8 protein-coding genes are annotated in these 13631 nt (G+C 60.9%); 3 read left to right on the forward strand and 5 right to left on the reverse strand.

Annotation, left to right across the window (positions count from 1 at the left end):
• Positions 1-26 precede the first annotated feature (26 nt).
• The 4 genes from FYK55_RS22900 to FYK55_RS22915 form a co-directional block, all read right to left on the reverse strand.
• Positions 27-2471, reverse strand: a complete 2445-nt coding sequence (locus FYK55_RS22900) for a pre-peptidase C-terminal domain-containing protein (RefSeq protein WP_150078954.1) — start codon at positions 2469-2471, stop codon at positions 27-29.
• A gap of 115 nt (positions 2472-2586) precedes the next feature.
• On the reverse strand, positions 2587-3888 hold the full coding sequence (locus FYK55_RS22905) for a DUF1501 domain-containing protein (RefSeq protein ID WP_150078955.1): 1302 nt from the start codon (positions 3886-3888) through the stop codon (positions 2587-2589).
• A 698-nt stretch (positions 3889-4586) separates the two neighbouring features.
• Complete coding sequence (locus FYK55_RS22910) at positions 4587-5966, reverse strand: DUF1501 domain-containing protein (protein ID WP_150078956.1); 1380 nt, start codon at positions 5964-5966, stop codon at positions 4587-4589.
• Positions 5967-6045: 79 nt separating this feature from the next.
• Positions 6046-8751 carry a PSD1 and planctomycete cytochrome C domain-containing protein gene (locus FYK55_RS22915; protein WP_235908913.1) on the reverse strand — a complete coding sequence of 902 codons (2706 nt, stop codon included), beginning with the start codon at positions 8749-8751 and terminating at the stop codon, positions 6046-6048.
• 277 nt (positions 8752-9028) lie between these two features.
• Between FYK55_RS22915 and FYK55_RS22920 the strand changes: the two genes are divergently transcribed.
• Positions 9029-10060, forward strand: coding sequence for a hypothetical protein (locus FYK55_RS22920; RefSeq protein WP_150078957.1), 1032 nt, complete (start codon positions 9029-9031; stop codon positions 10058-10060).
• A 177-nt stretch (positions 10061-10237) separates the two neighbouring features.
• Here the strand turns inward: FYK55_RS22920 and FYK55_RS22925 are convergent, their stop codons facing one another.
• Positions 10238-11116 (reverse strand): hypothetical protein, encoded by an 879-nt coding sequence (locus FYK55_RS22925; RefSeq protein ID WP_150078958.1) that lies wholly within the window; start codon positions 11114-11116, stop codon positions 10238-10240.
• 229 nt (positions 11117-11345) lie between these two features.
• Here FYK55_RS22925 and FYK55_RS22930 point away from each other — a divergent pair, with 229 nt between their 5' ends.
• Positions 11346-11675, forward strand: coding sequence for a hypothetical protein (locus FYK55_RS22930; protein ID WP_150078959.1), 330 nt, complete (start codon positions 11346-11348; stop codon positions 11673-11675).
• Between the two features lie 321 nt (positions 11676-11996).
• Positions 11997-13406, forward strand: a complete 1410-nt coding sequence (gene aroA, locus FYK55_RS22935) for a 3-phosphoshikimate 1-carboxyvinyltransferase (protein WP_150078960.1) — start codon at positions 11997-11999, stop codon at positions 13404-13406.
• The last annotated feature ends 225 nt before the right edge of the window (positions 13407-13631 follow it).

Below are 13631 nucleotides of genomic sequence, written 5' to 3' on the forward strand. Positions count from 1 at the left end.
CGTAACGGCTGTGAATTCGGGTCGAACTACTTCTTTTGACGGAGCTGTTCCAGTCGGCTGAGCGGCTTCGGCGCGGCCGGCTTTTTGGGTTCTTCTTTCTTTGCTTCGGTCTTCGGGGCGTCGACTTTCGGCGGCAGCGGTTTGTCGATTCGCAATTCACCGGTGCCGTCGGTCTGGATGATCGTTTCTCCATCGACGTTCACCCGCGACTGACACACCAGCGTCTTGTGAGTGCCGACCTTGGCGTCGGCGGCAATCACCAGCGGAAAGCTGACGGATTCCGAATCCGGAGTGATCTTCTGCGTTGCGGCGGGACTGGTAACACCGGCCGGAATGCCAACCAGTTGCACTTCGGCGTCGCCCTTGTATTCGCGGAGGATTTCGACCGGCATGGTCAGAGTCACTTCGGAGCCCAATTCGCCGGCGGTCTTGGGGAACTGGTAACGGAAGAGCGAATCCTCGACCTGCAGCATGATCGGTTTGGTCGCGGTCACGGCCTGCCCGCTGGGCGTGTTGTAATAGGCCAGGAAAATGATCGGCCACTCGCCGATTCCTGCACCACCGTTGGCAGTGATCGGTATCTCGACCTCCGTCTTGTCACCGTCGATCGAGCGGCTATTGTTGATCCCGATGCCAGGCGGGTTGTAAAGCGTTCGGAACGAAACCTTTTCGGTGAATCCTTCCGGGCGAGTCAGTTTGACGACCAGATTCTTGCTGCCGTTGCGAACGATGGGCGTCTTGGGCTGGATGACTTCCACGCTGAACGGAACCGCATCGGTGACGGCCATCGCCGCCCGCTCGGTGTCGTAGCCCCACATCGAACGACGGTTCTGACCCAATACCAGGTTGTGGTGCTGGGACAACTTGCCGCCCACCAGCGGGTTCTTGTCATCGCCTTTGGCGAAGATCGTGTACAGCGACGCGTTGTGCTTCGCGTCCGGCGCGGCCGTCAGCAGCACAGGAACCTCCGGCCTTCCGGGTGGCATCGGGAACGTCGTCGCCGTCACGCCGTCGGGCAGACCGTCCAAAGATAAATTGACTTCACCGTTGTAGCGATCACGTCGGGCCGAAACGACCATGGCCGCGTCGCCGCCGATCGGAACCGCGACAACTTGGGCCTCGTCGCGGCGAAGTTCCTTCAGGGTCAAGTTCACGGCCGGGGTCGGCGTCGTGACCTCGATCCGGTAAGTGTGCAGGGGACTTCCACCTTTCAAATGGTCGTAAATCCGGACGGTGTGTGGCCCGTCTTCCTTCGCGTCAAATTCCAGAAACGGGTCGATCATCCCGCGGCTGTCGTCGCTGGAGGTGATTGTGCTGTGCTTGGGGTCAAACACATTCAGCACGGCGTCCAACGGAGAACGCAAGACGTTCCGGGCGAACACTTCCACGCGATACTTGGTGCCTTTCTTGGCTTCGAACGTGAAACAATCGTAGTCGTCGGGCTTTTCCACGACGCCGCAATAAGCACCGGGAACCGGAACCGTCGGCGCTTTGCGGCGGTCGTCGTTCGGCTCTTGCTCCAATGCCACCGGCAGTTCATTGACGCGAATCCAGTTGGGCGAGGGAGTCACTCCGCCGTCGCCTTCGGTGACGACGCCCCACTGTTCGTACGTTTCACTGGGAAGCGGAATCGATGCCTGGCGGGTGGAACCGTCAGAGAGGATCAATTGTGCGTCCAAGGTGGTGGAGGGCTGGCCACCGCCGGGCAGCACGGCCACCGGACGCGGGTACGTGCCCAAGTGCAATCGATAGGCGCCTTCGTCACTGCCCTGGAACGAACTGTCACGCACCAGAACCGTGTAGACGCCGTCGGCCGGGGCGGTGAACGTGCAAAAGCCGTCTTGCTGAAGCAAGGCGGAGTCGTCGCTGGAGGCGACTTCGAACCGACCGTCATCCAGGATCGCCAAGTACGGGTCCAGGATGTTGCGATTGCGAAGCGAATTGGCAATCCGGATGCCTTCCACTTCGACGTTCAACGTTTGTCCCTTTTTCAGCTCGACACGGAAGTGATCGACATCTTCACGCGTGACCACGCCTTCAATGGTTTGATTCAAATCGACCTGTTGCGGCTCGGCAAAGTCGTTGTTCGGTTCGACCTCCTGGATCCGCGGCATCGCGCCGACGCCCAGCAGTCGGAGGTTGGCGATTCCGGATTTGGTCACCAACCGGATCGGATACAGGCCGGGCGTCAGGTCAGCGGCGGCTCGTAATTTCACGTCGACGGTGTTTCCGTTGACCGGCTTGACCTCCAGAATCTCGATTCCAGGCAAGTCACACAACACTTCCGTTGCGTCGCCCAGCCGAGCGCCCTTCAGCTGCACCACCGTTTCTTCGCCTCGCACGACCCCGCGAGGTTCCATGCTGCGAACCTCCGGCAACGTGGCAAGGGCATCCTGGCAGGTCGGAAACGCCAACAGGGTCGCAGCGATGACTACGACCGATCGACAGAGTTTTTGAGTCAGGGGGCTCATCGTCTATTCGCTAACGATCGTGGAGGGGGGAACGCCCGGTCAGGCGGACGCGAAAGGTTCATGCACATTGCGGCGAAGTTCGTGCGTCGCCGTGAGCGGGAGGTTCGCGTGTGGCTTACGCCATCAGCGGCTGGATCAGCTTGCCGCCGTCGACAATCTCGATGGGGCGGTCGCCCGGCGCCATCAATTCCTTGTCCGCGACGATGCCCAGCAAACGATACATCGTGGTTGCCAGGTCGGCGGGCGAAACCGGACTGTCTTCCGGTTCGGCGGCCGTGGAGTCGGAAGCTCCGTGGATCATGCCACCTTTGATTCCGCCACCGGCCAACATCACACTGAACACCTTGGGCCAGTGGTCGCGTCCGGCATCCGCGTTGATCTTCGGGGTTCGGCCGAATTCGCTGCTGACCATGACCAGGGTTTCGTCCAACATGCCGCGTTCGCCCAGGTCATCCAGCAATGCCGCCAGGGCAACGTCCAGTGCGGGCATCGTGTTCTTGAAACCGCTGGTGATGTTCTGGTGCATGTCCCAGCCGCCGTAGGTCAGGGTGACCAACCGCGTGCCGGCTTCGACCAGCCGACGTGCCATCAGCAACCGCTGACCGGCCTGGTTGCGGCCGTAGCGGTCACGCGTTTTGCCGTCTTCCTTTTCCAAATCGAACGCGGCCTTGGCGGCCGGGGTGTCCAGCAAGCTGTAGGCTCGTTCGTAGAACGTGTTCATCGCCGCGACGTTGTCGGCGGCCGTCACGGAAGCGAATTGGCTATTGACGGTCTTGAGCGCTTCTTTCCGACGCATGAACCGTTCCGCGTCAACGCCGCCTGCCAAGTCCAAGTCTCGGACGCGGAAATTGCTTTGGGCCGGATCGGCCCCCAAGGCAAACCCGCCGTAGCTGCTGGGCAGGTATCCGGTCCCGGCATACTCGTTCGGCACGTTCGGGATGCAGATGTAAGGTGGCAGGTTGTTGCGAGGCCCATACTCGTGGCTGACGACAGCGCCGAAAGAAGGATACTTCAAGGCGGGGCTGGGCTTGTAGCCGGTGAACATGTTGTGCGTGCCACGCTCGTGTGCCGCTTCGCCGTGCGTCATCGAGCGGATGATGCTGAACTTGTCAGCCCGCTTGGCAAGTTGGGGAACGGCTTCGCTAAACACTTCGCCCGTGTTGGTCTTGATCGTCCGCATCTCGCCCCGGTATTCCATCGGGCTGTACGGTTTCGGATCGAACGATTCTTGCTGGGCCATTCCGCCGGGCAGGTAGACGTGAATGACGCTTTTCGCCTTCGCTTCAACAAAGTCATAATGCTTTTGCTCGGCGAACGCCTCTCGCATCAGCAATTCAGGAAGTGACAGACCGATGCCTCCGAAGGCTCCCGCTGTCAGAAATCCGCGACGGCTCAGTGAATTTCCGTAGCAACGCATCTAACGACTCCGTGAATCAATGATGGGGTTGGAAGAATCAAGCTGTTCCATCCCGCCGAACGTGCGTCGGGACCCGTGCGTCGGGACGGCCCGGTTTGAGCCGCTGGGATGTCTCAATTAACGGAACCGGCCGGAGCGTTCGGAATTCGAACAGGCCCATGCCGGGGTGGTGGTGGGAACAGTGTCATCGCCGATACGGATCGTCGTGAAACTGCTGAGGTGGGGAGGTGGGACCGCTGGGGCGGTGAACATGATACGGTCTCGCGACGGCCGCGTCATCCTCACCATTCCAACGACCGCTGTCATGGTTTGGACCCAGGGTTTCGGAGATCTTTCTCCATTTCCGTCAAACGAATACCTGAACAAAGATACCGCCTGGATCGTTGCACTGTAATGCGATCGAGACAGCGCGTCAAATAGCCCGGTTCGTCCGGGGGGTGCCGTTACAAGGCATCCCGTCTGCGCCATCGGCAGGGTTTGTCGCTCGGGGCGCGGGAGCCCACGCCTCTTGGATCGGGCCCGATTTCGGCCAGATTCCGCAAACTTCGGCACTAAACTTTGTCTGAAACCGAGTAGCTACGCTCGCCAGAGCGTGGCTTTCCTCTCCGATCGCGACGGCAGCTAGTGGCCTAAGGTCTGGCCGACGGCCAGCCAGCGGCCAGGACAAACTCGCGGGAAATCGATCGGCTCAGCTTGTCTCAGGCCAAAATTTCATCGACCACGCGGCCATGGACATCGGTCAAACGGAAATCGCGTCCGGCGTAGCGGTAAGTCAGACGTTTGTGGTCCAGGCCCATCAGCCGCAAGAGCGTTGCGTGCAGGTCATGCACGTGAACGCGGTTTTCGACGGCCTGGAAGCCGATTTCGTCGGTAGCCCCGACCACCGAGCCGCCGCGCACGCCGCCTCCGGCCATCCACATGGTGAATCCATAGTGGTTGTGATCGCGTCCATTCATCTTGCCTTGGTTGGCACCTTCACGGGGCATCTCGACGACCGGCGTGCGGCCAAACTCGCCGCCCCACAACACCAGCGTTTCATCCAGCAGCCCGGTCCGTTTCAAGTCCGCCAGCAACGCCGCGATCGGCTGGTCGACCTTTTGCGCCAACTCACGGTGTCGCGGTTCGATATCGTCGTGATTGTCCCACGGTTGCCCGGCTCCGGTGTACAGCTGCACGTAGCGGACACCCCGTTCAACCAACCGCCGTGCGATCAGTGTTTGACGTCCGAAATCGCTGTCACCGTAAGCTTCACGCACCGCCTTGGTTTCTCGCGTCACGTCGAACGCTTCGGCCGCCTCGCTTTGCATCCGATAAGCCAACTCAAACGATTCAATGCGGGACCGCAAGCGTTCGTCTTCCGCCCGTTGTTTCGCATGGCGCTGATTCAATTGGGCCAGTAGATCCAATTGGTCTCGCTGGTCGGACGATGCCACCAGGTCACTTTCGATGTTTTCCAACAAGCGGTCGACTTGCCGGTGGCTGCTATCGACGTACGTGGCCTGGTATTTCCCCGGCAGGAAAGCATTCTGCCAATTCTGTGATTCCTTGATCGGGTACCCGCCAGGACACATCGTGACGAAGGCCGGAAGGTTGGCGTTCTCGCTGCCCAGACCATAGGTCAACCAGGACCCCACGCTGGGACGCACCAGCCGCGATTCGCCCGTGTTCATCAACATCAACGAGGGTTCATGATTGGGCACGTCGGCGTGCATCGAATGGATCAAGCAGATGTCGTCGATGTGTTCGGCGGTTTTGGCGAACAGTTCGCTCACCGGGATGCCAGCCTGACCGTACGGTTTGAACTTGAACGGAGTCCCCAGGACATGTCCCGTGGGGCGTTCGGTTTTCAGGTTTCCGGTCGGCGCGGTCTTTCCGGCAAGTTCATTCAACTTGGGTTTGTAGTCGAAGGTGTCGACGTGGCTGGGGCCCCCATTCATGAACAGGTGGATGACGTGTTTGGCCTTCGCCGGGAAATGCAACTCCGTGGCGGAAGCGTCACGCATCAACAGATCGGAAAGCGCCAGGGAGCCAATTCCGAGTCCACATTGGCTGAGAAGTTGTCGTCGGTTGAGCATCATCAAAGGGGCGTCATTGGGGAGCTGTGTTCAAAGTACCGTGTTTCAAGTCCTGGGCCGGCGGCGGCCGTCGGGGCAACGGTCAATCAACAAACAGGAACTCGTTGGACAGGATCAACACCTGGGCAAGCTGGGCCAGGCGATCGAGTGGCTCCTGGGAGGCTTCGTTCAGCGGCCCGGCGAAGTCGCGTTTGGAGTCGCCTTCGAAGTATTCGCCGTCGTTGGAACGCAGTGAAACTTGGCAACGGAGGAAGAAACTGTCAAAGCTTGGGGTTTGGCGTGGGGAAACGACAAAGTCGACCGTTTGTCCGGCCGCAACCTTTCCGCGAATCCTGCTGAAGGGGCGGTTGTTGCTTTTTTGGTTTTCGCGCCAGACTCGCTCGCCTCCGATCCAAATTGCCAGCTCGACGCCGTCGCCCTGTTTGTTGCGGTGTCCCACCATGCCGCTGATCGTGACGCGACCGTCGGCCGGAGCGATCCAGCGTCGCACGACGGCGTGTTGTCCGCCGGGGTGCCCGTTTTCCAGACCCAGCGACGCGTAACTCAGTTCGCCTTTGGACGGGAACTCGTCGGTGTCCTGCCACTGAGACCCGCTGAAAGTTTTTAGCGGTTGGAAGTCGGTCACGGCACTTTCCTCGTTGACCGTTGTGGTTCCATAACGCCATGCCGAGCGAGGGTCGAATTCGTCCGGCGGTTGCAACGCGTCTTGTTGCAAGAACGTTCGGCAGGTTTCGATTTCATTCGGATCGGGAAGGCGTCCGACCACGCGTCGAAACATTTGCCGGATCTGAGCTTCAGGGTCTGGCGTCTCTGCCCGGACTTGATCTGCCAACTCGCTGACCAGGACACCCGTCTGCGGGTGGTTCATCAGGAACAGGGCTTGTTGGGGAACTGTGGTGAAGTAGCGTTTGGGCGTGTGCGCGTCGGGGCTGGCGACATCAAACGTTCTGAACAGCGATGGCAGGTTTTGCCGGTCAATCATGGCGTACAAGGTTCGCCTGGGATTGGGCGTGTTCAGGTGAATCTCCACGGGGTCGCCTCCGACGCGACGATCCAGCATCCCGCACACGGCCAACATTGAGTCTCGCATGGATTCGAAGTCACGGCGTTTCCGGTTTCCCCTGGCCGCCAGACGGTTCTCCGGATCGGCAGTGCGGCATGCGGGCGTTGCCGCTTGATCCGATTGCGCGTAAATCCTTGACGTCACGATGCGCCGGATCAGACGCTGGATACTCCAGTCCGTGCTGAAGTCGGCGGCCAACTCATCCAGGACTTCGACCAACGCCGGGGTCTCGGTGCGAACCCCAAAGTCGCTCGTCGAATCAACGAAGGGGCGACCGATCAGGTGCGACCAGATCCGATTGACGAACACCCGAGACGTGAGCGGGTTGTCCGGCGAAGCAACCTTTTCAGCCAGTTCCAGGCGACCGCTGCCGTCGGTGAAGCGGGGTTCGTCCGGCTGGCGAAGTGCGGTCAAATACTGTCGCGGGGCGACCTCGCCACGGTTGTGAGGTTGGCCGCGGAGGAAGACCTTGCTGTCGTGCGGGTTGTCTTTGTCGACCATCATCAGCGGGCTGGCACCCTCTTCCGGAATCGTGCTGCTTTCCAGCACGCCCAACAGCGAGTAGTAGTCGGTCGTCGGGATCGGGTCGAACTTGTGATCGTGGCAGCGGGCGCACGTCACGGTCATCCCCATCAATCCGCGGGTGATCACGTCGATACGGTCGTCAATGGTGTCGTACCGGTTCAGAAACCGCCGCCCGATGGTTAAGAATCCCATCGCGTCCAGGTGCCCCCGTTCGTTTTCTGGATCCAGCCGGTCGGCCGCCAATTGCAAACGAATCATTTCGTCGTAGGGAAGGTCCGTTGCAAAAGCACGGATCAGCCAGTCGCGGTATCGCTCGCTGCCGGTCAGACGACGTTCTTTGCCGGCGGTGGCATAGCCGATGGTGTCGGCGTAGCGAGCGACGTCCATCCAGTGTCGTGCGAATCGCTCGGCGAAAGCCGGAGAGGCCAACAATTCATCGGCCAGACGTTCAACTTTGTCGGGGCGATCCGATTCGCAGAACCGGGCAATCTGGTCGACCGTCGGGGGCAAGCCGGTCAGGTCATGGTAAAGACGCCGCACCAAAGTTGCGTCGTCACAACGCCGCGAAACTTGCACCCCCGCCTGGTCGGCAACCTGGCGGGCGATCGAATCGATCACGTCGCGATCGTCAGCACCGGGCTGGATCTTCCGCGACGTGTTGCGGGGCACGTTGAAGGCCCAGTGCGACTTCGGGTCGATATCCATCGGTGAGACGGATTCGGTCGGTGCTCCCTGAGCGCGGCGTGGGTCCGGTGCCCCGAGCTCGATCCAGCGTTCCAGGGTAGCGATCGCGGCATCGTCCAGTTTCCCGGTCGGTGGCATTTCCAGGTCGCTGTGCTCGTAACGGATCGCGCGGATCAGCAGGCTCTCGGCAGGCTTGCCAGCGACCACGGCCGGCCCCATCGACCCGCCTCGACGCAACCCGTCGGCACTATCAACCATCAAATCGCCGGACGATTCGCCCGCTTCTTCGGAATGACAGTCGTAGCAGTGTTCGACCAGCAGCGGTCGCACTTTGGCTTCAAAGAATTCCAGATGGTCGGCCGAGATCTGTGCCGACGGATCATGCGTTTCGGTTGGGGCGGATCCCACGTCGGCCGCGACGCAATGGTCGGCCGGGAAGGTGAACAGCCCCACCAACAAGCACAGCATCGACAGGCAACAGGGCCGCAGCCCAGAGGGGGTAGCGTGTTCTCGCACGGTGGGATTTCGCAAGGTGGGATAAAATGGCGGGACTTTAAAGATAACCGCAATTCTGAGTTTTGGCCAAACCAAACCTTGGGGGCCGACAGTCTTTCCACACGCTAAAACTTGCCCAGAACGTCCGTGCGATCCGGAAATTCCCGGACTTCGGAGGTCTCCGGGGTGGGCCTATTTCTTCTCTCCGGGCCTGTCGGATAGCGTGTGCGACACGCGAGTTCCAGCGGCGTGTTGCCGCGAGGATGTTTCTGCACGGATTTCAACCCAACGGACACTGATGCCCCAGGACGATTATCAAACCGCCTCCGACCCTGAGACTGCCCCCCTGGAGTCGGTGGACGAGCGACCGCAGGACGACGATGTTTCCATGACGGGCGACGACCCGTCGGCGATCAGCGATGAAGATTTGGACGAGGCCAAGGCGGCTTGGGATGGTGTTTCCAGTCCCGCCGGTCTGGCCAGCTCTGATGCCCCGGCTAGCTCCGACGCCCCGGCCGAACTGAGCGAAGAGGAACTTCGCAAGGCGGGCGAGCTGGCCGAACCATTTGTCGGCCGTTGGAACACGCTCATCAGTACCACCAACTGGGAGAAAGGTCGGATCGTCAGCGAATGGCGCCAGGCTTTGATCGAATCCGGTGTTGACGCGACCCAGTACTCCGACGAAGCCTGGGCGCGACGCGTCGGCGGCGTCACGGCGCCGCACGTCGGGCGTTTGAGACGGGTTTACGATCGATTCGCCAACAGCTTTGAAAGTTACGACGGGCTGTACTGGAGCCATTTCCTGGCCGCCTTGGACTGGGAGGACGCGCCGCTGTGGCTGGAGGGAGCCAGCAAAGAGAACTGGAGCATCTCCGCGATGCGAGAGAAACGCTGGCAAGCCGAAGGCGCGGTGGATAGCCAGCGGCCCAGCCGCAGCCAGATCGTCGACGTGGAATTGGACGAGGACGTGACGCTGCCGGCACAAGGCGGAGGCCGAGATCGCGAATATGACAACGATTCGGGCAGCGTCGCCTCGGGACCGACCTTCGAAGGACCCGACTTTGGTGACGAAGAAGAATTGCAATCCTTGGGCGGACAGTCAGCGGAAGGCGGTTCGTCCGCGACCGGTGCCGACGATCGCAGCGATGCCTCGGATGACGCGCCGGTCCAACCGTTCATCGGTCTGCCGGCTTTGCCGGACGACCTGAGCGATGCCGTCGAATCGATGAAGCTGGCACTGCTGCGACACAAAGCAACGCAATGGCGTGACGTCAGCGTCGAAACCGTTCAGAAATACCTGGACGCCATCGGCGTGATGATTCGTAACTAGCAACTCGCACGTGAGGTCGGGCGGACATGTAGCCAGCCGGGCCTGTAGCCAGGCAGACATGGCAACACCATGACGGACGGGGCATCGCCCTGTCCGTCGCTGCTTGAATGCCGTTCGCCCTGGAAACACTCGCGTGAACGTGGCCCGAACCCCAAAATCCGGGCTCAGAAAACCTGGTCAGCCGTTTCGCGACTTCATCGACGATCGCAGCGGTTCGTTTGCTTCGACCAGTTGCTTGACCTGCATCCAGCTCGCGTCGACATCCGAAACCGATTCGCATAGCAGCTGCAAATCGTCCCAATCGGATTCGTCTTCAACCGCGAAACGCAGATCCGCGCGATCCAGTTCGCGCGGAACTGGAACGAATTTCAGCCGGTAGTCTCCCGGGGCGTGCTGCATGCATTCGGCGATCGAGCAACACGGGGCCAGGCGGTCGGCATTTCGCCGCAAGCGTCGCAGGGCATCGGCGTGCACGACTTCACCGGCCAACCCCAGGTGCAGCATCCGGCTCGGGCCAGCCTTGTCCGAGTTGTAGCCCACGTAGTCGCAATTGCTTGTTCGCGCGGCCTTCGCGATCAGTCCGTCGATCAGCCCGGCGTCCACAAAGGGACGGTTGGCTGGCACGTAGACGATCCATTCGGCGTCCGTGCGATCCACCACCGCACTCAGGCGTTCGACCAAGTGGCAGGGCGGCAGACTGATCGGCTCCAGAACCATCTGGTGATTTCGCATCACCGACGTCGGAACGTTGCAGCCCACGGCGTAAATGCCGTCGACCCATTCGCATTCGCTCAACCGCCGCGCCATCCGAACCGACAACGGCTGGCCGTCGATGCGTCGTTCACTGAAGTGTTTGCAATGGGAAGAGTCCCACGCGGATGATGTGGAAGGGTCCGTTGCGTCGGCCGCCCACGACGATGACGATTCGGTGCCGCCCAGGGGTGACTCGGTGTAGTCACCCAGATCGATCACCGCCGCCGCAACCGCCTGTTTCTTGCGAGACCGCTCCGGTGGCCGTTCCACCGTTCTGACGGCCACTTTCGAATTGATTGACATCGGGTAAAAACCTCCTACCGCACAGTCTTAGAGAAGACAAAGACGACACTTGCCTGGATGCCGTGGTGCTACTCGTGATGTCGAAGATCCTTTGCATTGATTCACTGAGCGTATTCTTGTCGTGTTTCACGCGCGGCGTCCAGCGAGATGCGGGAAATCTTTCTAGCGTTTGATCGGATTTTTTTCTAAAGTTCATCGCAACTGCGGTCGCAACGATGACGGCCAGGACGTGCTGTCGATCAACCGCGGATCGATGTCTCTTCTCTCAAACCGGCGGACGGATCCGATGCCAGACCTCTTCCAACTGCTCGCGGTTGTCGATGCTACCGCGTTGCCGCTGCTTGGCCTTTGGGCTTTGCTCGCAATTAAATTGACGATCGGCGAAGCACTGCGACGCGCCGAAAGAAGGTTCTTCATCGCGCTGGTAATCATCAGCCTGGTGACGTTGAAAACCGTCGCTCGCTTGGACGAAGTCTGGCTGGTTCACATGGTGACACTGGCCGCGATGGTAATGGGTGCGTTTTTGGTTCCTGCGCGTGACGGATCCGTCATTCTCTGATTGATGACCGCGGTTTGGTGTTCGCATCCGCACAGGTGCACCCGTTTGGCCGTCGGTCGTCGTTAGAAAGGTGAGTCAAGGTTCGCTTGCGTTGTCCAACCTGCGTTGGCAAGGCAGTGCCAGGCTGGGCCTGACAACGTGGAGCGACGCTTGCCAGGGCGTGGCATTCCGGCATTTGGCGACGGAAGCAACCGGGAGAAGGTGTTTCGCTGGGAGACCCGCCGGATCGAGCCGGCTCCCTCAACGCGGCAAGATTCCTTATGGTGACGCGTCACGACTTGCCCGGTTCCATCGCCGTCGTCTCGCCCCACCGCCGCCCGTATGAAATCTCCCTCGTCCGCCCCCGAAACCGCCGTTTCCGCGGCCGTGACTGTTCTTCCCGGAGGCCCGGTGCGCGGGCAGATTCGGCCTCCCGGTAGCAAGAGTCTGACCAACCGGGCGTTGATTTGCGCCGCGATGGCCGAAGGTGTGTCCGAATTGTCCGGCGCGCTGCGCAGCGAAGACACGTCCGTGATGATCGACAGCTTGCGTCAATGTGGCGTCGGCATCGATGTCTCCGAGGGCGGGCGATCGTTGCGGGTCGAAGGGCGAACGGGATGGAATCGGGATGGTGCCCGTCGGGATTTGTATGTCGCCAACAGTGGAACGACGATCCGTTTTTTGGCCGCCGCGTTGTCCGCCGCGGGCGGACGCTATCACCTGCGGGGCGTCCAGCGGATGCACGAGCGTCCAATTTCCGATCTGGTGGACGCCCTTTCCTCGGTCCAGAAAGGGACCATCGAATGTCTTTCGCCTGGCGGTTGCCCTCCGGTGGAAATCGATTCACGCGGCTGGAACGCGAACCCGATTCGCGTCGCCGGAAATGTCAGCAGCCAGTATCTGAGCGGTTTGATGATGGCGGCCCCGATCGCGCTGGCGGACGTTGCTGAGGCGGCAGAATCGCGGCCTGGCCAAGTTCAAATCGATGTCGTCGGAGAACTGGTCTCGCGACCGTATGTCGAAATGACCGCTGCGGTGATCCGATCCTTCGGCGGGCGGATCCGGATTGAAGACGTCGGCGCTGAAGGCACGAAATCTGCGACCACCGAGGGCGTTTCGACTCGCGTGATCGTCGATGGAGACGGGTACCGGGGAATTACCTACGAGATCGAACCGGATGCGTCGGCGGCCAGCTATTTTTGGGCGGCTGCCGCAATCACCGGGGGCGAAGTCACGGTCCTGGGGCTGACCCCACAGGCCATGCAGGGTGATGTGGGGTTCTGCCAGGTGATGGAGCAAATGGGTTGCCGCTACGAATCCGGTCCCCACGGCATGACGATCTCCGGTCGCGCCAAGCGTGGCATCGACGTCGACATGAATCAAATCAGTGACACGGTTCAGACCCTGGCGGTGGTCGCTTTGTTCGCGGACGGCCCGACTCGGGTGCGCGGCGTCGCGCACAATCGGTTCAAAGAAACCGATCGGATCGGCGATCTGGCGTGTGAACTCCGCAAACTGGGAGCAACCGTGCAGGAGCACGACGACGGGTTGACGATCGTTCCGCCGGTGGGCGGCGTGCAACCGGCTGTGCTGGCAACGTATCACGATCATCGCATGGCGATGAGTCTTTCGTTGGCGGGATTGGTTGCCGAGGGCGTTCGTGTGTTGGATCCCTCTTGTACCGGCAAGACGTACCCGGAGTTTTTTGCGGATCTGGAAACCCTGATTGGGCGTCCGCACCGTTGGGGATAGCGAAGTGATTTGCATCGCTGGCGGGCAGCCGACGGAAGGTGCGCCGTCTCACAGGGCCGGCTTTGGATATCCACGCTCGCCCGAGCCTGGGCGATCGTAGCCACGCTCGCCAGAGCGTGGAAGTTGCAGCCCGGCCACCGAACGGCCACCGAACGACGACGACCGTGACGCGGTTTGACGCGAAGTCGGTTTGCCCGGCGAAGCCCCAAGCCGGCAGCAATTCGT

It is taken from the genome of Roseiconus nitratireducens (assembly GCF_008629675.1).
In the GTDB taxonomy this organism is placed as follows: Bacteria; Planctomycetota; Planctomycetia; order Pirellulales; family Pirellulaceae; genus Stieleria; species Stieleria nitratireducens.